Origin of the sequence: Agrobacterium sp. Azo12, assembly GCF_029193765.2 — a bacterium.
Lineage (GTDB): Bacteria > Pseudomonadota > Alphaproteobacteria > Rhizobiales > Rhizobiaceae > Agrobacterium.
Map to the genome: position 1 here is coordinate 387,964 of NZ_JARFYO020000002.1, position 20,061 is coordinate 408,024.

At 55.0% G+C, this 20,061-nt stretch carries 17 protein-coding genes; 7 read left to right on the forward strand and 10 right to left on the reverse strand.

What is annotated here, in order from left to right:
* Positions 1-33: 33 nt before the first annotated feature.
* On the reverse strand, positions 34-927 hold the full coding sequence (locus PYL13_RS18315; protein WP_250984601.1) for a helix-turn-helix domain-containing protein: 894 nt from the start codon (positions 925-927) through the stop codon (positions 34-36).
* A gap of 357 nt (positions 928-1,284) precedes the next feature.
* Between PYL13_RS18315 and PYL13_RS18320 the strand changes: the two genes are divergently transcribed.
* From PYL13_RS18320 to PYL13_RS18335, 4 genes are all read left to right on the forward strand, one after another.
* Positions 1,285-2,094: a transketolase gene (locus tag PYL13_RS18320; RefSeq protein WP_250984600.1), complete on the forward strand. Its 810-nt coding sequence runs from the start codon at positions 1,285-1,287 to the stop codon at positions 2,092-2,094.
* Positions 2,094-3,062 carry a transketolase family protein gene (locus tag PYL13_RS18325; protein WP_250984599.1) on the forward strand — a complete coding sequence of 323 codons (969 nt, stop codon included), beginning with the start codon at positions 2,094-2,096 and terminating at the stop codon, positions 3,060-3,062. The genes PYL13_RS18320 and PYL13_RS18325 overlap by 1 nt, the downstream gene beginning before the upstream one ends.
* 83 nt (positions 3,063-3,145) lie before the next feature.
* Entirely contained in the window at positions 3,146-4,618 is a 1,473-nt protein-coding gene (locus PYL13_RS18330) for an FGGY family carbohydrate kinase (protein ID WP_250984598.1), read from the forward strand.
* 22 nt (positions 4,619-4,640) lie between these two features.
* A complete protein-coding gene (locus tag PYL13_RS18335; protein WP_250984597.1) occupies positions 4,641-5,591 on the forward strand; it encodes a sugar-binding transcriptional regulator in 951 nt (316 codons plus the stop codon).
* Between the two features lie 25 nt (positions 5,592-5,616).
* Here the strand turns inward: PYL13_RS18335 and PYL13_RS18340 are convergent, their stop codons facing one another.
* Genes PYL13_RS18340 through PYL13_RS18355 form a run of 4 tightly spaced genes read right to left on the reverse strand, consistent with a single transcriptional unit; the run spans position 5,617 to position 11,456 of the window.
* The gene (locus PYL13_RS18340; protein WP_250984596.1) at positions 5,617-6,426 is read right to left on the reverse strand and encodes an ATP-binding cassette domain-containing protein; all 810 of its coding nucleotides are present in this window, start codon (positions 6,424-6,426) and stop codon (positions 5,617-5,619) included.
* Positions 6,427-6,472: 46 nt separating this feature from the next.
* Positions 6,473-8,440: a Fe(3+)-hydroxamate ABC transporter permease FhuB gene (gene fhuB / locus PYL13_RS18345; protein ID WP_275643164.1), complete on the reverse strand. Its 1,968-nt coding sequence runs from the start codon at positions 8,438-8,440 to the stop codon at positions 6,473-6,475.
* A complete protein-coding gene (locus PYL13_RS18350; RefSeq protein WP_250984594.1) occupies positions 8,437-9,342 on the reverse strand; it encodes an iron-siderophore ABC transporter substrate-binding protein in 906 nt (301 codons plus the stop codon). The genes fhuB and PYL13_RS18350 overlap by 4 nt, the downstream gene beginning before the upstream one ends.
* Before the next feature lie 26 nt (positions 9,343-9,368).
* Positions 9,369-11,456, reverse strand: a complete 2,088-nt coding sequence (locus PYL13_RS18355; protein ID WP_441296683.1) for a TonB-dependent siderophore receptor — start codon at positions 11,454-11,456, stop codon at positions 9,369-9,371.
* Positions 11,457-11,718: 262 nt separating this feature from the next.
* Between PYL13_RS18355 and PYL13_RS18360 the strand changes: the two genes are divergently transcribed.
* A complete protein-coding gene (locus PYL13_RS18360; RefSeq protein ID WP_259148866.1) occupies positions 11,719-12,630 on the forward strand; it encodes a LysR family transcriptional regulator in 912 nt (303 codons plus the stop codon).
* A 346-nt stretch (positions 12,631-12,976) separates the two neighbouring features.
* Here the strand turns inward: PYL13_RS18360 and PYL13_RS18365 are convergent, their stop codons facing one another.
* The 5 genes from PYL13_RS18365 to PYL13_RS18385 all read right to left on the reverse strand — a co-directional run bounded on the left by PYL13_RS18365 (position 12,977) and on the right by PYL13_RS18385 (position 18,298).
* The gene (locus PYL13_RS18365; protein WP_259148865.1) at positions 12,977-13,750 is read right to left on the reverse strand and encodes an ABC transporter ATP-binding protein; all 774 of its coding nucleotides are present in this window, start codon (positions 13,748-13,750) and stop codon (positions 12,977-12,979) included.
* Positions 13,747-14,601 (reverse strand): ABC transporter ATP-binding protein, encoded by an 855-nt coding sequence (locus PYL13_RS18370; protein ID WP_192489636.1) that lies wholly within the window; start codon positions 14,599-14,601, stop codon positions 13,747-13,749. The genes PYL13_RS18365 and PYL13_RS18370 overlap by 4 nt, the downstream gene beginning before the upstream one ends.
* Positions 14,594-15,505: an ABC transporter permease gene (locus PYL13_RS18375; RefSeq protein WP_371815344.1), complete on the reverse strand. Its 912-nt coding sequence runs from the start codon at positions 15,503-15,505 to the stop codon at positions 14,594-14,596. The genes PYL13_RS18370 and PYL13_RS18375 overlap by 8 nt, the downstream gene beginning before the upstream one ends.
* A 9-nt stretch (positions 15,506-15,514) precedes the next feature.
* Positions 15,515-16,579, reverse strand: a complete 1,065-nt coding sequence (locus PYL13_RS18380; protein ID WP_371815336.1) for an ABC transporter permease — start codon at positions 16,577-16,579, stop codon at positions 15,515-15,517.
* Positions 16,580-16,702: 123 nt separating this feature from the next.
* On the reverse strand, positions 16,703-18,298 hold the full coding sequence (locus PYL13_RS18385) for an ABC transporter substrate-binding protein (protein ID WP_259148864.1): 1,596 nt from the start codon (positions 18,296-18,298) through the stop codon (positions 16,703-16,705).
* Positions 18,299-18,423: 125 nt separating this feature from the next.
* Between PYL13_RS18385 and PYL13_RS18390 the strand changes: the two genes are divergently transcribed.
* Positions 18,424-19,143, forward strand: a complete 720-nt coding sequence (locus PYL13_RS18390; protein WP_192489639.1) for a GntR family transcriptional regulator — start codon at positions 18,424-18,426, stop codon at positions 19,141-19,143.
* Entirely contained in the window at positions 19,136-20,056 is a 921-nt protein-coding gene (locus tag PYL13_RS18395; protein WP_259148863.1) for a dihydrodipicolinate synthase family protein, read from the forward strand. The genes PYL13_RS18390 and PYL13_RS18395 overlap by 8 nt, the downstream gene beginning before the upstream one ends.
* Positions 20,057-20,061 lie beyond the last annotated feature (5 nt).

Consider the following 20,061-nt stretch of genomic DNA (forward strand, 5'->3'; position numbering starts at 1 on the left):
TGCCGGCAACGGCAAATCCTGTCGGCTGAGATTTCAGCTGAGCTGTTGCATGCGCCGCCACGCGGCGGGCGTCTGACCAGAGACTTGCCGGAATGCTTTTGTCAGATGCGCCTGATCTGAAAAACCAAGCTGCGCTGCCACACCAGCCACGCTCAAGTCGCTCTCCAGCAGCATTTTTTGCGCAAGATCGATCCGTTTTCCAAGCTGCCATTGCAGCGGCGTCTTGCCCGTTGTCTGTTTGAAAACATTGGCAAACCAACTTTCCGAAAGCCCGACAATATTGGCCATCTCCGCCACTGTCAGTCGGCAGTCGTTGCGGGCGTTTACACCGTTGATCAGCTTGTTCATTTGCGCCTGTGTCAGCCGCCCGTTGGACGGTTCACTGACATCGTCTGGAATATTGAGAAGGCCGGCAACAATGCTGCCAACAAGGCTTTCAGCATAGATCGCATGACGTGAAGGCGACGAGAGTTCATCAATCACCAGACCGGCCAACAGCTCAATCGAGCGAATGTCCTGAATCTCGACCGGGCTGCGCAGAGCTGTAAGTGCCGCTGATGTGCCGATTGATGGCGACAGAAACCGCAGCAGCCGATCCTTGTGCAAGTGCAGATCAAGATGAGAAAACCGGTGCGTGCCGGTGAAGTTCGTCCACAATGGTACGCCGGCCGGCACGTAAATGGCCCGCATCATCGGGCGATATTGCTGTACGTCGGAACGGTCGCGGTTGGACATGTGAATATGCGACGAAACGTCATTCAGAAAAATGACGATACGTGGATCTGGAGACAGGTAATAGGCACTGGCGCCATTTTGCCCTTCAGCATCCCAAAACACACTCATGATACCATCGAGGCCACGCCATTTGACCGGCGCCGTAACCTTGATGCCGTCTGTATGGCAAATCATCGAGTGCATGTATGTCATATCAATTACATTCAACGTTTTTCATAAAAACCGGCACAGACGTTAAATTCGACCTCCAGGGCGTTTTCCAATCTGGAGAACCGCCTCTCTAAGCTGCCATGCCATCACGGATTTTCATGATAAAAATATTCATGTTTTACTGCAATGGCAACTGTTTTGTCATTCAGCTGCGGACGGGGCCGCACGCATTGTCACTCAGCCCACCCAACGCAGAATATTTATTCACAAAAGCTTTTTAATTCTCGAAGCAAACTAATGCGCGATTCAGAGACGCGCTTATTCGCGGTTAATGCTTGACTTATTGCCTGAATGTGAAAATATATTGATAAGTGAATATATATTCAATATGAGGATTTCATGCAGCCGAATGATCTCGAACATATCGCCCGACAAATTCGTCTTCGCGATCTTCAAGCCGTCGTCGAAGCCGGAGCTGGCCATATTGGCGGGGAAATGTCGGCCATCGACGTTTTGACGGCCCTCTATTTCCGGGTTCTGCGTATCTGGCCGGATCAGCCCAAACACCCTGAGCGCGACCGTTTTGTACTTTCCAAGGGCCATGTTGCCTTGGCGCTTTATGTCACGCTGGCCAAACGAGGTTTCATTCCGGAAGCGGAAATCAGCACATTTCTCAAGCCACATTCGCGCCTGAACGGTCACCCTAATTGCAACAAGGTTCCGGGCGTAGAAACCAACACGGGGCCATTGGGCCATGGCCTACCGGTCGCCGTCGGCATGGCCAAGGCAGCCAAGATAACAGGCGCGAAGTATCATACCTATGTCCTGACAGGTGATGGCGAGATGCAGGAAGGTTCAAACTGGGAAGCTATCGCTTCGGCAGCACAGTTCGGCCTCAATAACCTGACCCTGATCATCGATCATAACCGGTTCCAGCAGGGTGCCGCCCTTAAGGATACCAACAATCTCGCGCCCTTTGCCTCGAAACTCGAGGCTTTTGGCTGGACCGTTTCCGAAATCAACGGAAATGCCATGAACGAGATTGTGCCAGCACTGGAAACGCGCGGTAACCAACCGCATTGCATTGTCGCCCATACCAACAAGGGCCACGGCATTTCCTTCATGCAGGATACCGTCGACTGGCATCACAAGGTGCCAAATGCAGAACAGTATAAAATTGCCCTGGCTGAGCTTTCGGAGACGCTGTGATGAACGCTGTAACACCTTCTCCAAAACTGCATGATTGCCGCGACGCCTTTGTCGCAGTGCTCGAGCGCCTTGGCGCAGAAAACTCCAGGATCGTTGCCGTCTGTAACGACTCCGTCGGCTCCTCAAAACTTGGCGGTTTCAAAGCCAAATGGCCGGAACGCCTCGTCAACGTCGGCATCGCCGAACAGAACATGGTTGGCGTTGGTGCTGGCCTCGCCAATGGTGGCCTTTTGCCATTCGTTTGTGGCGCGGCCTGTTTCCTGACCGGCCGTTCGCTTGAACAGATCAAGGCTGATATTGCCTACTCCAATGCCAATGTGAAGTTGATCGGTATTTCCTCCGGCATGGCCTACGGCGAACTCGGCCCGACACATCATTCGATTGAAGATTTTGCCTGGACGCGCGTTCTTCCGAACCTTCCGGTCATCGCACCATGCGATTCCATCGAAACTGCAGCCGCGGTCGAATGGGCTGCCAATTTCGATGGTCCAGTTTTCCTGCGTCTGTCGCGTGTCGGCGTACCGGATTTGCTACCCGCCAATCACACATTCGAGCTGGGCAAGGCCAATCTGTTGCGGGATGGCGATGCAATCACTTTGATCGCCAACGGCACGCTGACCCACCGCATGGTGAAAGCCGCCGAGATTCTGGCCTCGAAGGGAATTGAAGCCCGGGTGTTGAACATGGCAACCGTTCGCCCCCTCGATGTCGATGCCATTGTTAAGGCGGCTCATGATACAGGTGCCATCCTGACGGCCGAAGAACATTCTGTGTATGGCGGTCTTGGCTCTGCCATTGCCGAATGCGTAGTGACTGAGGCACCTGTGCCTATGAAGATCCTTGGCGTTCCCGGTGTTTTTGCACCGACCGGCTCCGCAGAATTCCTGCTGGATGAATTCGGAATGTCACCCGCCGCCATCGCAGACGCAGCCGTTGCGCTGATTGCACGGAAGCCTTCACAGGCGTGAGTTGCCGTCCCTAAATTCAATGCCGGGCAGACCTTGGTCGAAGCCAACTGCCCGGTCCTTGATGCCCCTATACCGGAGCTGCCATGACGACGACTGCCATTCTCGCCATTGACCAGGGCACCACAAATTCGAAGGCCGTGCTTGTTTCCACGGCAGGCGAAATCCTGTCGCGTGGCTCATCACCTGTCGGCATCGAGCACCCCCAGCCCGGTTGGGTTGAGCAAAGTCCCGTCAGATTATGGGTATCCGTGCAGGAAGCAATTGCCCGCTGCATTCAGTCGATTCCCGATGTCGAGATCATTGGCATTGCAATTTCCAACCAGCGCGAATCCGTCACCATCTGGGATGCGCAAACAGGCGAACCTCTGGGACCGGTGGTCAGTTGGCAGTGCCGCCGCACCACTGCGACTTGCAGCGCGTTGATTGCCGCCGGACATGCGCCGCGCGTGCAGGCACTGACGGGCTTGCCGATTGACCCGATGTTCCCTGGCCCGAAAATGAAATGGCTTCTGGATCGGGCACCAGCAGGACATAACGTAAAACTGGGAACCATCGATGCCTGGCTGATCCATTGCTTTACCGGCGGCGCGGTCCACGCATGTGATGCAGCCAATGCCGCCCGCAGCCAGCTATATGATCTCAACGTCCAAGTCTGGAGCGACGAACTGTGCACCCTATTTGGTGTTCCCAAGTCCGCACTACCGGAAGTTCGCGATAGCGCCGCGCATTTTGGCGCCACCAGCAATGTGCCGGGTCTTAAGGACGGCATTCCGATTGCCTCCGCCATTGGCGACAGCCATGCCGCATTGTTCGGCCATGGCGCGTTTAATCCCGGCGATGGCAAGGCAACCTTCGGCACAGGGTCGTCAATCATGACCACCCTTCCCGGCTTCATTGCGCCTCAACAAGGTATCACCACGACCATTGCGTGGTCGATTGCTGGCAAACCGACCTATGCTTTTGAGGGCAATATTCTGGTTTCGGCCGCTTCTCTTCCATGGATGGTCGAGATGCTAGGCCTTCCCGATGTGCAGGCACTGACCGAACTTGCCGCGACGGCCGCCCCCGGCGGACCCGGTTTCGTTCCAGCCTTTGTCGGGCTTGGCGCGCCCTACTGGCATTCCGATGCACGCGCATTGTTTTCTGGCATGACCTTCAACACGACGCGGGCGCAGATGGCGCGTTCAGTCACCGATTCCATCGCCTTTCAGGTGCATGACGTATTCAAAGCCATGGCCTCGCAGTCGCAGACACCAATGGGTCGTCTCTACGTTGATGGCGGTCCAAGCCAGAACACTTTCCTTATGCAATGCGTGGCCGATGTTCTTGATCGGGCGATCATTCAATGTGATGCGCCGGAGGCGTCAGCATTGGGTGCTGCCTATCTTGCCGGCCTTTCACTGGGTGTGTGGTCGGATCTGACAGCCATCAGTGCGCTACCACGCAACAGCAATACAATCACCCCACGGAGCTCCGATGTTATGGATCGCCTGCATGTCTGGCAGGACGCAATCTATCGCTCGACCGTGTCCGTCCCTTCATCTATGAGTGAATAAAAATTCACTGCCGGAGGTTTGCATGGCACGGCTCAATGAGCTGCGACTGATCGCCCGAATTGCCCAGATGTACCATATCGAAGGCAAAAGGCAGTCCGAAATTGCTGAAATCATGCATATGTCTCAGGCAACCGTGTCGCGCATGCTGAAGCGCGCCGAGCAGGAAGATATCGTTCGCACGACGGTAATTCCACCAGCTGGCACCTTCGCAGAGCTCGAAGACGCCCTTCGTGATCGCTACGGCCTGACCGAAGCCATTGTTATCGACTGTTCGGAAGATCGTGACAGCGCCATTACCGCGCGCATTGGCGAAGCAGCCGCACATTTTCTGGAGGTCACACTTCAGCCGGATGAAATCATCGGTGTCTCAAGCTGGAGCCAGACCATTCTGCGTATGGTGGACAACATTCATCCGCTAAAAAACGCAAAGGCCAAATACATTGTGCAGGTGCTTGGTGGCATGGGCGATGCGTCAGTGCAAACCCATGCGACACAGTTGACCGCGCGTCTTGCCCGGCTGACCGGTGGCGAACCGCGCCTTCTCCTCGTACAAGGCATCACCTCATCGCGAGAAGCAAAGCTCGTCATGCTGGCCGACCCGGTTGTGCGTGAAACCATGGACCTTTTCAGCCGCCTTAGCCTCGCCATTGTCGGCATTGGCGCCGTCGAACCGTCAGAGCTTCTGGCCCGGTCCGGCAACACTTTCTCTCCGCAGGAGATGGCCATGCTGCACGATGCTGGCGCAGTTGGTGAGATTTCCTACCGCTTCTACGACAAGGACGGTAAACCGGTGGAAACACCACTCAATGATCGGGTTATCGGCCTTTCACTCGAAGAGCTGCGTAAGACCAATCGCGTCATGGCACTGGCCGGTGGAGAGTCCAAGACCGAAGCCATTGCCGGCGCGTTGAAACTTGGCGTCATAGACGTGCTGGTCACCGACAAGTTTACCGCCGCTCGTCTGACAAATTGAGATTTTTCAAAGCGGTTGCAACGGTTTATAGCGCCAGCGCCACCAGCCTGCCGGTGGCCGGATGCGTGATGACATCCATCGAAACGCCGTAGATTTTTTGCAGGGCTTGCGATGTCATGATTTCATCCGGGCTGCCGCGTGCGATCAACTTGCCGGAATGAAGTGCGATAATGTCGTCGCAGAAGCGAGCCGCCATGTTGACGTCGTGCAGCACCACCACAACACCGAGACCCTTTTCATGCGAGAGACGCTGAACAAGTGACAGCACCTCAATCTGGTGCGCCACATCAAGCGCTGAAATTGGCTCATCCAGCAGCAGGCAATGTGCGTCCTGGGCAACCAGCATCGCCAGCCACACCCGTTGGCGTTCACCGCCAGACAGCGTATCGACAAGCCGGTCAAGGAATGGGCCGATATCTGTCAGCTCAATTGCCTCATCGACCTTTTTTTGATCAACATTGCTGAACCGACCAAGCGCCCCGTGCCATGGGTAACGACCAAGAGCCACCAGTTCCCGCACCAGCATGCCCGATGCTGGCGGTGTATTTTGCGGCAGGTAAGCAAGCCCTCGCGCAAACTCGCGATTGCTCCAGTCCGACAGTGGTTTTCCGCAGAAAGAGACATCCCCGCCGGTCGGGTTTTGCAAACGGGCAAGGATTTTCAGCAGTGTCGATTTGCCGGAGCCATTATGACCGATCAAACCAACGGTGCGTTTCGCGGGCAGCGACAAGGTCAAGGGCTGCAACAACGTCCTGCCCTGTAAAGACAGCGATACATCCTTTAATGAGAACAAGGGAGCAGCCTCATCGTTTTGCGATGTAACAACACTGTTCATGCCCCTGCTCCTCTCATTACCGCATACATAATCGCAATCACATTTGTCATGCGCGCCTGCCTATCAGCCAAATGAGATAGGGCGCGCCCGCCATGGCAGCAAACAATCCCAACGGCAGTTCGTAAGGGAATGTCACTGTTCTTGCGCCGATATCTGCAATCAACATCAGCATTGCTCCCAGCAGGAACGTCGCCAGCATATGATCGCGAGACCCTGTAAATCCTGCCCTGAAGGCAATATGCGGCGCCATCAGTCCCACAAAACTAAGCGGACCAACCAGCAACGCAGCAGCGCCAGTTCCCAGCCCGGCAGCCAATATCATCAGAGTTCGTGCTGCCCGGACAGGCACTCCCAGCGTTTGCGGCACGGAAGCTCCGAGCGGCATAATCGTCAACCAACGGGAAAGCGTCAGGCACAGAAACAGGATAATAACGCCGAGTGAGCCCAAAACCATGGCGGTAACCGGAGTCGCAGTCGATGCAGTACCCCCCAGCCAGGACAGGATCTGCCATGATCTCTGATCACCAACGGCAAGCAGTGCCGCCAGGATTGCAGAACTGAAGGAACTGACCGCAACACCGGCCAGCAGAATGCGTTGCGGCGAAAGATGCTGCCGGCTGGAGAATATCAGCACAACAATCATCACGGCGATTGCACCGAGGCCTGCCCCGGCAAACAATTGCAACATGCCAGCTGCCGGGAAAATAGTAATCGCGGCGGCAAAACCGATGCCTGCTCCGCCACTCACACCAATCACTTCCGGGCTTGCCATCGGGTTGCCGGTCAGTCGCTGCAGAATTGCGCCTGCGAGAGCAAGCAGACCGCCGGCACCAGCCGACGCCAGCAAACGGGGCCAACGAAGCGGCAGAAGATCTTTGAAGTCCTGCATATTCAAAATCAGCCAGCCATCAGCGGTTTTGGCAACAGCCAGTGCAACAAAGACAATGACCGGGATAAAAGCAGACAACAGCAGAAGACTGCACAGCGATCGACGGTTCTGCTGTTCCACGACACCTGGCTGATGGGCATCATCGGAGCGGACCTGCGGCAAAAGCCACAACAGCAGCGGGCCGCCGATCAGCGCGGTCACAGCACCTGTCGGGAAATTTTCACTGGTTGTTGATGCCAGCAACTGGACAAAACCGTCGCAAAGCCAAAGCAATAGGCCCCCTGCGACCGGAGCGGCAAAGAGGATATGGGCTGGTTTACGAACACCAAGCCCCCGCACCAGTGCCGGCGCAGCAAGTCCGATAAAACTCACAAGTCCGACAGCAGCTGAAACACCGGCGGATAGCGCAACAGCCAATGCCCCGATGGCAAAACGAATCCCGAAAAGCGAGACCCCGAGAGACCGCGCACCGGCATCACCAATCGCCAGAACCACCAGAGGTCGGATCAGAAGCAAGGTCAGGAACAGCCCCCCGATCAACTGAAGCAGCAATGACAGGGATACCGACCAGTCCTGTTGGCCCAGCGAACCACCATTCCAGGTGACGAGTGACATCAGATACTCGCCCTGCGACAGGGTCAGTGCCGCAGAAATCGCAGACGCCGTCACGCCGACCAGAAGACCTGAGACAACCATCGAAACGGGCTCGAAGGCGCGTCGCCATCCAAGCAGGAAAACAACCGATGCCGCCATGAACGAACCGGACAGCGCGACCAGACCACGGTAGCCATCCAGCACTTCCGGGAAAAACAAGGTGCCAGCGACGATGGCAAGTTGCGCGCCTGCAGACACGCCAAGCGTAGACGGGTCGGCAATCGGGTTTTGTAGAAGCCGTTGCAGAAGTGCACCGGAAAGCCCGAGTATGGCGCCTGCCAGTACCGCAACCGCTGACCGTGGCAATATCGCATAGGCAAGAATGATCTGATCGGTCGTCATTCGTGCCGCATCAAACGGAATGGCAGGCCAGCCCTGTAATGGCAATTTTTGTAGCGCTGTATAGGTGGCGAGTGCCAGAGCGAGAAGCAGTGTTGCTGCGGCGAGGCTCCAGATTGTCCTGACGGTCACAGCGCATCCTCATTGGTTAGCAGTGCTTCCGTCAACAATCGCGCAAAACGCATACCGGCCGTCACACCTCCGTAAGGATTGACGTTGTCGAGCATCACCAATCGCTTGTTCTTGACTGGCTCAAGTGCGTTCCAGATCAGGCTTCTGCGCAACCCGCTGCGCGCCTCCACCGGCACATTGGACACAACGACAATCCGCGCATCCGGATTTTCCGCAAGAGTTTCCAGCGGCACCGGCGCTGCGAAGGTAAAACGCGAACCCTCACGCCACGCATTCGGCAGACCAAGCCGCATCAGGATGTCGCCAAACATGCTGTCGCTGCCGAAGGCGCGAAAATGCCTGCTGTCACCAATATTGATGATGTAGGTCGGACGATTGGCGTAGGGTGAAAGACGCTCACGCATCGTTTCCAGCGAATGCCCGGCCTGCTGCAGTACCTCTTGCGCCTGTGTGGACCTGCCAAGTCGCTCGCCCAACGCAGTGACCGCCGCAAGTGCCTTGCCGAAGGGCGGCTCACCCTTGACGTAAAACGGCAGCGACATGGTTGGTGCAATGGCCTCAAGCTGCTGCTGATAGCGGGTATAAAATGGCGAAATCAGAATAAGCTCGGGCCGCAAGAGATAGAGAAGTTCAAAATTTGGAGAACCTCTCAAACCCAGATCCGCGACAGTCTCCGGCACTGCAGGCTCAACACTGTCCTTGCGAAATTGAATAAGTTCAGTCGCGGCAACGGGCCTTACACCAAGCGCCATGACGGTTTCCAGCATCGCCCAATCAATGGCTGCTACACGCTGCGGAAAGACCTCAGCCTGTGCCAACCGACCAAATAGCGGCGCGGCGAGCAGGCCAAGAACCTGTCGCCGCCCAAGGCCTGATACGTTGAGTTTTGTGTGCACCGTCATTCCGGATCGTTATCAATTGCCCGTATTTACCAGCGATAGGTCAGCTTGCCCATTACCGTGCGGCCATTTCCGTAATAGCAACCGAATGTACCGCAGCTGGCTAGATATTCCTTGTCTGCAATGTTCTGGACATTCAGCGAGGCACGGTAATTGTTTTTGTCGTAATGCACACCCGCATCAAACAATGTCACGGCGCTCATATCAAACGTGTTGGTTGAGTTGCCGTAGCGCTGGCCGACATATCGCACACCGCCCCCCATGCCAAATCCTTCCAGCGGCGTATCTTCTGCAAAGGTATAATCCAGCCACAGGCCTGCAGAGTGCCTTGGAGCGTTCTCATAACGTCTGCCGTTATTCGTGCCGCTGACAATTTCCGTGTCCATGTAGGTATAGGCTGCACGAAGGTTGAGCCCATCCGCAAGACTGGTGACGCCCTCCAACTCCAGACCTTTTACACGTACGTCATACTGACCGTAAACAAGAGGCGTTGATGAGATCTGGTAGGATACGTTCTTTTGAAGCAGATCATAAACAGCAGCGGAGAAGAAACCGTCCCAGCCCTGTGGTTGGTATTTTATGCCGGCTTCCCATTGTTCGCCCATGGTCGGTTCAAGCAATTTCCCATTGGCGGGAACCGGCGTTGGCTCGAACGATGTGGCATAGCTGACATAGGGCGCGATACCATTATCGAACACATAACCAAGACCAACACGACCAGTCGGCTTCTCATCATCCTTGCTGCGTGATCTTGGAGCCGTGCCAGGCGCAGAAATCGCGCCACCTTCCGTGCTAGCCCAGTCATAGCGCAAGCCAACCGTCGCACGCCAGTTATCGTAGGACATCTCGTCCTGAGCGTAAATGCCCAGTTGCGTTAGGGTCGATTTCACATCTGCATATGTCGAGCGCGAAATGAGTGAGATTGGCCCGCCGTAGACGGGATTGACAGGATCAAGTGAGATCGCCCGCCAGAACTCGGTTTTTACCTTGTTATCGAAATTGCGATAATCAAGACCGAACACCAGCTTATGGTCGATACCGCCAGTAGCAAACTCGGCCTGCAGGTTGTTGTCGACATTAAACGTATTCAGACGTTCGTCCTGAAAAGTGGCGTTTCGAGCGATGAGGCTGCCAGCCATACCATTGCCTGCGGAACTCATCCCAAGCGATTGATAGTTCCAGTCGAGGTTCGAATACCGAAAGTTCTGCCTGAAGGTCCAGGTTTCATCAAACCGATGTTCAAATTCGTAACCGATATTGGTCTGTTTACGATTGGAAAAATCAAATGAGGGATCACCGACATAAAAACCGCGCGGCAGCATTACACCCGTTGCGTTCAACGTCAGGGCCGGCGGCAGTCCGGATGGTGAGCTTGGATTATCGCGCTGGAAGCTGGTCAGAACCGTCAACGACGTGTCTTCATCCGGTTTCCAAGTGAAAGCAGGCGCGACGAAATAACGGTCGTTGTCGAGAAATCCGCTTTCGTCATGGGCATTGCGTGCCACTCCGGTCAGGCGATAGGCGAAGTTTTCGCTATCGGCAATCGGACCGCCAAGATCGAACATCGTCTGATAATAGTCGTCACTACCGATCTGGACGCCAACCTCACCAAAAGCATCAAATGTCGGACGTTTGCTGATCTGGTTGATCAGGCCACCGGGGTTGGCCTGACCATACAGAATAGAAGCTGGACCGCGCAGCACTTCTACCCGTTCCAGACCATAGAGCTCGATCGGTGCGGCACCAGCGGTGCGCATGATGCGAAGCCCATTCAGGAATTGGACCTGGCGACCATCAAACCCGCGAATTGTCGGAGAATCGAACCGGGCGTCAGAACCATAAGGGGCAGCGACAACACCCGGCGTATATTGCAACGCCTCAGTCAGCGTCTTGGCATCCTGCGCATCAATCTGGTCGCGGGTGATGACCGATACGGATTGTGGTGTCTCAAGGATAGGCGTGCCGGTTTTGGTGGCCGTTGAACTGCTTTTGGCAACGTAGCCCTTTACAGGTCCCTTAGGGTTTTCCTGCCCTTCGCCTTGCACAGTGATTGTTCCGAGCTGTACCGCGCTGCCGGAATCCTGCGCGCTGACCAGTTGCGGCCATACCATGACCATCGCAACAGCCAAAACATGATCAGTGGTCAAAAGTGACCTGCGCTTCTGATTGATACCCACGTTGCAAACCCTCAAATGACAGCCAATCACATGTCCTATGTCGAGACGACATATTTTCTGGACTTTTTTTGTCATCTTATTACTCAGAGGGCTCACAATGTTCCAATAAGCAAAGATAAGTATTTTCATAATTGAAAATTATGATAATCGCATAATTGCATAGTTTGTAATTCTTCTAATTTTCACTTCGAAAGTGACGGCCATGGCTGGACCCAAAATTGCCAAAGCGGACAGTTTTGAACTTCGTCATCTTAGATATTTCACCGCATTGGTGGACGAAAGAAACTTCGAGCGTGCGGCAGCGAGACTCGGCATTGCGCAACCCGGTCTTAGCCAGCAAATCATGAACCTTGAGGCAATTGTCGGCATGCCCCTGCTGGACAGGACGAAACGCTCAGTTAACCTGACATTGCCGGGGCAACTGCTTTATGCCGACGCCAAGAAGCTGCTGGCCGACGCGGACGCGACACTTGCAGCACTCAAACGCCTTGACCGTGGCGAGACAGGGCGCATCTCGATCGGTTATGTCGCATCGGCTGCTTATGCCGGCTCTATGTTGCAGTCCATCACCAGTTTTCGCTCATCCTATCCGGATGTGGAACTGCAACTGACGGAAATGGAAATGCGCATGCAACTTGCAAGCATCGCAGATGGCACGCTTGATTTCGGTTACATCAGGCCTCCGGCTCCGATACCGGAAGGCATAACGACCAACATCATTTTGAAAGAGCCGCTGGTGGTCGTGCTGCCTGAAAAACATCCACTTGCCCACGCCAAACAGCTTCAACTATCCGCCCTTGCACATGAGACCTTCATCACACCGCGACAGCCACCGGATGTCGGGTTTCATCACAACACGATCAGCGCCTGCAACGAGGCCGGGTTCCAGCCGATCATCAGCCCACTCGGGCGCGATTTTACCACCATTTCCAGCATGGTGGCTGTTGGACTTGGAATTGCGCTGGTACCGAAGTCGCTGAATTGTCTGATGTTGCCGACTATCCGATACGTGCCGATCATTGACAACAACATTACTTCGGATCTTGCCACTGCTCACCGCAAAACCGAAGCATCGCCTGCGGTGCGCGCCTTCATCACCTACAATCGGCTGTAAATTTGCCTATCCGAATGCCCGCATAGATCATAGGTCTCGGCGTAAAGGGGGTGCGGATATTAAAAACTGCCGGGAAAACAACATTCCAGACTGAGCCGCCTCGGGTACCGACGCGGTCACATCGACGCTGGAATCATCTGGCATGCATGGCAAACTTTGATAGATTCCTCAGATGGGCCAGCAAAACGAAGCGTAGTATTCTGCGGGAGAGAACGCTTGCGCACCGTCATCGACAGACGGCAAACGATAGGCCGCGAAAGCGGCATTGAAACCGATTACGTCCGCAATGCACGCGCTGCCACAACCCTTATAAATTAACCTCCCAGTCAGGCCGCCAGAATGAAGATCAGGCTGGAACAGTGCTGCGCTTGGGCACATAACCCCGACTGCCATCCATCAACACGCGGGTGTAGGGATGGCTCACTGTTCCATCGATAAGCTGTTGTTTTTCGGCGACCTCGACAAACACGCCGTTCTGCATAACCGCAACCCGGTCACACAGATGCGCGACGACAGCCAGATCATGGCTGACAAGAATGTAAGTGAGCTTCTCACGCTCCCGGAGGTCTTTCAGCAGGTTGAGGATCTCGGCCTGGATCGACACATCGAGTGCTGATGTCGGCTCATCCAGCAGCAGAATGCGAGGCTCCAGAATAAGCGCACGAGCGATTGCCACACGTTGACGTTGGCCACCTGAAAGCTGATGCGGAAAGCGGTAACGAAAACTGTGCGGCAAGCCGACATCGGTCAACACTTTTTCAATCCGCTCCTCGCGGCGGTCCTTGCCATGAATTTCCAGTGGCTCCAGCAATGTACGGCCGATCGTGTGGCGTGGGTGGATGGATCCGAATGGGTCCTGAAACACCATCTGCTGTGTGGCGAGTTGCGATTTTGTGCGTTTCTGTCCAATGACTTCACCATTGATGGTGACGGCCCCTGTCCATTGCCGATTACGCCCGGCAAGGGCACCAAGCACAGTCGATTTTCCACATCCACTTTCGCCAACCAGACCAAATGTTTCGCCGACGGCAATCTCAAAAGACACGTCATTAACCACGCGCAGCAGCATATCACCAGCGCCATAGGAGACCTGCAGATGTTCGACCTTAATCATACTCATGAACGGTTCTCCAACCAGGCCGGGTCGCGCCGCAACACATCCAGCCTGTCACGTGGATGCTCTAGGCTCGGCAGTGCATTCAACAGACCGCGCGTGTAAGGGTGGCGCGCATTATCGAGATCAGCTGCAGCAATCGTTTCCACGATTTGCCCGGCATACATGATGATGACACGGTCGCAGAAACTACGTACCAAATTGAGATCATGCGAGATGAACAGCAGGCCAATGTTGCGCTCCATGACCAGTTCATCGAGGATTGACAACACCTGCTGACGCACCGTGACATCCAGTGCAGAGGTTGGCTCGTCGGCGATGATCAACGATGGCGAGGCAATCAGCATCATGGAGATCATGATGCGCTGGCCCATACCGCCAGAGACCTCATGCGGATAAAGATCGAAAACACGCTGTGGATCACGGATATTCACCCGCTCTAGCATCGCTAGCGTACGCGACCTTGCTTCCTTTTTCGAAACATGTTCGTGCAGAATAACCGTCTCGGAAATCTGCTCACCGACCGTCATCACCGGGTTGAGTGAATATTTCGGGTCCTGCAGGATCATGGCAATACGACGGCCGCGTATCGACAGCATCTGTTGCTCGCTTGCCTTGAGGAGATCAACATCCTCAAACTGCATGCGTTTGGCTTTGACAAGCGCGTGCGGGGGCTGAAGGCGCATGATAGCACGACCTGCGGTGCTTTTACCGGAACCGGATTCACCGATGATGCCGACCTTCTCACGCCCGACATTGAAGGATACGTCACGCACTGCGGTTACCACGCCGGAGAGTGTTGGAAACTCCACCGACATATTTTCCACGCTCAAAATTGTGTCTTTTGAATCAGCCATTTCTTGGGTCCAGAATATCGCGCAGGCCATCACCCAACAGGTTGAAGGCGAGACTGACTATGAGAATGGCAATGCCGGGAATGGTCGTGAGCCACCAGGCATCCAGCAGATATTGGCGCCCCGAGGCCGCCATAGCACCCCACTCGGGCATAGGCGGCTGCGCACCAAGACCAAGGAAACCGAGACCGGCAGCCGTCAGGATGATGCTGGACATATTCAGCGTCAGACGCACGACCACAGATGGTGCACAAAGCGGCACGATATGACGTAGAAGAATGCGCATCATTCCCGCCCCCTGCAACTCTGCAGCTACGACGAAATCGGCATTTCGAAATGTCAACGTTTCGGCGCGCGCAAGGCGGGCGATTGGGGGCCACACCGTCAATGCAATGGCAATCACCGCATTCTCGATGCCAGGTCCAAGGCTCGCCGAAAAGGCCAGCGCCAGAACCAGGCTCGGAAAGGAAAGGAAAATATCAGTAATGCGCATCAGCACCACATCCACCCATCCCCCGAGATAACCGGACATTGCGCCAATCATGAAGCCGATGGGCGCTACGATCAGTGTCACCAGAATGCTGATGTAGAGGGTTGTTCGCGCGCCATAGACAAGTCGGGTATAAACGTCACGACCAAATTCATCCGTTCCAAACCAGTGCTGCCAAGATAGTGGCTGCAAGGCGCGCGATAGATCTTGATCATAGGGGCTGTAGCTGGTGATAGCGGGCGCAACAATAGCCACGACAATCAATCCAAGAACCACCAGAAAGCCGGTAAAGGCCAGCGGATTGGCCAGCAGCCCAAGCCAGGCAACATAAGCTTTATGTAGCCTGGCCTGGCGGGAAGACGTGAAGTCCTCGCTGATCAACCAATTATGCAGGGTGGTGAAAGATCCGTTTTTCATCATGATAAATCACCGCGTCCGTGGATCGATGAAGCGATAGACAATATCCGACAGGAGATTGATCGCGATGGAAATGAGGCCAATCAGCAGCACACTGCCAAGCACTGCATTCATGTCCGCAAAAAACAGTGCCGATGTCAGATATTGACCAAGACCCGGCCATGCGAAAACCGTTTCGATCAGCACGGTGCCATCAAGCAGTCCGCAATAAGCCAAAGCCACTACCGTCAACAACTGGACGCGGATGTTGCGAAATGCATGCCGCCAGACAACAGCGCGTTGTCCCAGCCCCTTGGCGCGGGCGGTGAGAATGTACTCCTGGCGCAACTGCTCCAGCATGAAGCTGCGGCTCATACGGCTAAGATACGCCATCGCTGCGTAACCAAGGATAAGAGCGGGCGCGATAACATGGTGCAGCGCGCTCAGAAACACTTCCCACTCGCCAGCCAGTACGGAGTCCAGCAGCAAAGAACCGGTCGGCCCTTCGACAAGCCCTTCATTGTAAATATCGATGCGCCCACCGCCGGGGATGAGGCCAAATTTCGCGTAAAATACCAAGATGACGATGGTACCGAGCCAGAAAATGGGCGTCGAATACCCCATAAGTCCGACAACGCGCCCTAGGTGGTCGACCCATGTTCCCTTGCGCACTGCAGAAACCACGCCGAGTGGGACGCCAAGTCCTGCACCAATGATGGTGGCGAGCGTCGCCAGTTCAATCGTTGCCGGGAAGACACGGGCCAGGTCGCTTGAAACCGTATTTTTCGTAATGTGAGATTGGCCAAAGTCCAGTTGCACCACATTTACCAGATAGGTCCCGAACTGCTCGTAAAGAGGACGATCCAGCCCCATTTCCTTGTAAACGCGCTCATATGTGGCCTGATCGGCCTGGTCGCCGATGGCCGCGATAACCGGATCGGCAGGGACAAGACGCCCGATAACGAAGGTTATCACCAAAAGCCCAAACAGGGTTGTCAGGATCACCGCAAATGATGTGGCGATTTTTCGGATTGAGGACAGCAGCTTTTTACTGCTGCCCGATACCCTTGTGGCGGTTGCCTGGGAGGAGTTCAATTCGGAAATCCTTGCTGGAGCATAATCCGCACACAGCACCAATGGTGCCAGTGAGACTATCGTCACTTAAAAGAGGTACAGAGAGCCAGTCTGATCCGATCAGACAGGCTCTCCCGAAAAGAGTTATTCACCCTTTGTCACGGTATCCCAGCGGGTCAGCCAGGTGGAATGACCGACATAACCTTTCACGTCCTTGCGGACTGCCTTGGCATCCGTTCTCTGGAATGACGTGACTAAAGCAGGCGAGGATTCCAGATAGGCCTTATTGATCTTGCCATAGAGATCGGCACGCTTTGCCTTGTCGGTTTCATGTGCTGCGGCCAACACCATGTCCTGAATATCCTTCGGAACATCCCAGGCAGAACGCCAAGCAAGAAGACCGGTCAGCTTTGCTTCATCGGCGTTGTTGGCATTGGTAGCATAGGACGCGAGAACCGCATGCGGATCCGGCAAACGTTCACCTGAACGGGCAGAGAATATCTCAAAAGCCCTGTCGCGGAACTTGCCAATGTGGTCACCACCCTGCAAGTCCAGCTTGATACCAGCCTTTGCAGCATTGGCCTGAAGGGACTGTGCCACCTCATATTCCGGCGTTACCGGCGTCGCATAATAGGTTTTGGAAAAGCCATCTGGATAACCGGCCTCGGCCAGCAACTGCTTGGCCTTTTCAATATCCAGTTTGTATGGATTTTCGGTGATTGCCCCCGGAAGACCAGCAGGAATGATGCTCTGCTGCTTGATGCCGTAATATTTCATCACTGTGGAAGACAGCCCGTCATAATCGATGAGGTAGCGGAATGCCTCGCGAACCTTAGGATTTGAAAGAATTTCGTCCTTCTGGTTCAGCGCCACATAATAGAATCCAAAACCCGGCGTTTTCTGGATTTCGACATTGCCGCCTGCCTCAAGGGCTGCCAGATCTGTCGAGGAAAGACGTGTCGCAACATCCATGTCGCCCGCATCGATTTGCAAACGTTGCGCAGACGATTCCGGCAGGTGACGCAAAAGCACGCGGCGCATTGCAGGAGCACCCTGCCAATAATCGGGGAACGCCTCGGCAATCAGCGTTTCGTTGGAACGCCATGAGCGCAAGGAGTAAGGGCCGGAACCCGCATCCGCCGTCTGCAGATAGGCACGCCCCATGTCGCCATCCTTTTCCTTGTCGGCAAGGAATGCGCTGTCCAGGATAGAGGTGGAAAAGCTTGCCAAAGACAACAACAGCAAATCTGCGTTCCACACATCTGCGGTCTTGATCTCGACAGTCTGATCGTCAGTTGCCCTGATCAGACTATCAACATTGTCAGCTGAAAAACCCCATTGGCGCAGATCTGTCGACGGCGCCAGCCCCAACTTTACCAAACGGCGAAGCGACCATTCTACATCTTTAGCCGTAAGTGGATTGCCGGAATGGAACTTCACGCCAGAGCGAATTTTGAACGTAAAAGTCTTGCCGTCTTCGGAAACAGTCCAGCTTTCAGCAAGACCCGGCTGAGGCTCGTTAATCTTGTCGGCCGGCAAAACAATCAGCCGCTCATAGAGGTTGGCGACAACTTCAGCCGCTTCAAGCTGGTTCAATTCATGCGGATCCAGACCACGCATCGACGACATGTTGGTCGCGATGACAAGTTGATCTTTGGGCGTCGCCGCTGACGCGGCAAAAGGCAATGCTGCTGACATGGCAACAGCACCGGCAAGCGTCAGGAAATGGCGTCTTAACATGCTCTTCTCCTCCACAACGAGGCTCCTCAACCTCTGAAAACCACAATTTTCATATCGACATCGATCTGAAATCTGGTATATCAGATCTCACAAGTTCGATAACACGTCAACAGGATTTTGCATCAATGGCTGATCTACCGGATCTTTCATCGACACAGGGGCGCATTGAGAAACTGGACCCACAACTCCAGATTACCGTCCGTGATCACGTGCATCGCATCCTGCGCGGCGCGATCATTGCCGGTCGTTTCGCCCCTGACGAAAAAGTCAACGAACGGCAACTAGCGGAGCAGTTTGGCGTCAGCACCACCCCCATCAAGGAGGCGTTGCGACAGCTGGAAGCAGAGGGGCTTGTTCAGGCATTGCCACGACGCGGCGTGATCATCCGCTTCAACATGGGTTGGGCAGAGGAAATGATCCTTGCACGCGCGGCTCTCGAATCGATGATTGGCCATCTCGCAGCCCGGCGCATGTCAAAAGAGGCGACCACAGCGTTAAGGGCCACTGTCGGCCTTATGGAAGTCGCCACATCAAGTGGCGATGTCGATGAGCTTATTGCGCTCAACGAAACATTCCATGACCAGATCCATCAGGCATCTCGCTGTCAATATTTGGCAAAGCTGATTGAGCGTCAGCAGTTTTATGACGCCAGCATTCGCCGCATCATTCACTCGGATACCGCAGAGCGCGAAAAGGCGTTGCGTGAGCACGCAGCCATTGCCGATGCCATCATAGCAGGGGATGCGGAACGAGCAGAAAAGCAGATGCGCGACCATGTGGTGCGCTCTGGCGAGACATATCTCGCAATCGTTTTTGGAAAAAGGGAGGACATCAAGGGTGAGTGAGAAGCTCGAAATCGTAAGAAAGGCACTGACTGGCATTTCTGGAGTGCCGGTTACCCCCTACCACGCTGACGGCAGCGTTCACGTCGAGAAGCTCGACACGCTGATCAAGGGGCTGGCGGCAGCCCGCGTGCACAACCTGATGGCTGCAGGCAATACCGGTGAATTTTTCACGCTGACTATGGACGAAATTCGCCTCGTCCACCGCACAACGATCCGTGCCGCAGATGGCAAGGCACTGGTCAGTGCGGCTGTTGGCCGCTCGCTGGCCGATGCCAAAGCATTGGCGAAAGACGCAATTGCTGAAGGTGCAGATGCCATCATGGGCCATCACCCGATGGACCCGTTTGCAGGCCCCTCCTATCAGGCGCGGTATTTCCTCGAGCTGGCAGATTCGTCTACCGTGCCGGTCATCGCTTATGTGCGCAGTGACGGCTTTTCGGTGGCTGATTTCCGTGAACTGGCACTGCATTCCAACATTGCAGGGATCAAGTTTGCTTCGTCAAACCTCATGCTGCTGGCAGACATCATCCGCTCCACACAGGATGCACCGGCCGTTTGGGTTTGCGGTCTTGCCGAGGGTTGGGCTCCGGCCTTTTACGCGCTCGGCGCGCGCGGTTTCACATCAGGTCTCGTCAACGTTTTCCCGCAACGTTCGCATGCCATCCACACGGCTTTGGAAGCGGGTGATTATGCTACAGCACGCCAGTTGATCGACGGCATCGCAGGTTTCGAAGCGCTTCGCACCAAATACAATAACGGCGCCAATGTCACGGTCGTCAAAGAAGCGCTCGGCATGCTCGGCAATGATGTTGGTCCGGTCCGTCTTCCCGGCGTGGTTTCGCTCAACGAAAGCGAACGCGCCTTGCTGCGCAACGTGGTTGACCGGGTCAGCAACGAGCAGCAGGCTGCCTGAGGAGA

Bases quoted from the DNA above. Each gene is read 5' to 3' on its own strand.
- PYL13_RS18315 (WP_250984601.1), bottom strand. From the start codon at position 927: ATGACATACATGCACTCGATGATTTGCCATACAGACGGCATCAAGGTT.
- PYL13_RS18320 (WP_250984600.1), top strand. From the start codon at position 1,285: ATGCAGCCGAATGATCTCGAACATATCGCCCGACAAATTCGTCTTCGC.
- PYL13_RS18325 (WP_250984599.1), top strand. From the start codon at position 2,094: ATGAACGCTGTAACACCTTCTCCAAAACTGCATGATTGCCGCGACGCC.
- PYL13_RS18330 (WP_250984598.1), top strand. From the start codon at position 3,146: ATGACGACGACTGCCATTCTCGCCATTGACCAGGGCACCACAAATTCG.
- PYL13_RS18335 (WP_250984597.1), top strand. From the start codon at position 4,641: ATGGCACGGCTCAATGAGCTGCGACTGATCGCCCGAATTGCCCAGATG.
- PYL13_RS18340 (WP_250984596.1), bottom strand. From the start codon at position 6,426: ATGAACAGTGTTGTTACATCGCAAAACGATGAGGCTGCTCCCTTGTTC.
- PYL13_RS18350 (WP_250984594.1), bottom strand. From the start codon at position 9,342: ATGACGGTGCACACAAAACTCAACGTATCAGGCCTTGGGCGGCGACAG.
- PYL13_RS18355 (WP_441296683.1), bottom strand. From the start codon at position 11,456: ATGGTCATGGTATGGCCGCAACTGGTCAGCGCGCAGGATTCCGGCAGC.
- PYL13_RS18360 (WP_259148866.1), top strand. From the start codon at position 11,719: ATGGCTGGACCCAAAATTGCCAAAGCGGACAGTTTTGAACTTCGTCAT.
- PYL13_RS18365 (WP_259148865.1), bottom strand. From the start codon at position 13,750: ATGAGTATGATTAAGGTCGAACATCTGCAGGTCTCCTATGGCGCTGGT.
- PYL13_RS18370 (WP_192489636.1), bottom strand. From the start codon at position 14,601: ATGGCTGATTCAAAAGACACAATTTTGAGCGTGGAAAATATGTCGGTG.
- PYL13_RS18375 (WP_371815344.1), bottom strand. From the start codon at position 15,505: ATGAAAAACGGATCTTTCACCACCCTGCATAATTGGTTGATCAGCGAG.
- PYL13_RS18385 (WP_259148864.1), bottom strand. From the start codon at position 18,298: ATGTTAAGACGCCATTTCCTGACGCTTGCCGGTGCTGTTGCCATGTCA.
- PYL13_RS18390 (WP_192489639.1), top strand. From the start codon at position 18,424: ATGGCTGATCTACCGGATCTTTCATCGACACAGGGGCGCATTGAGAAA.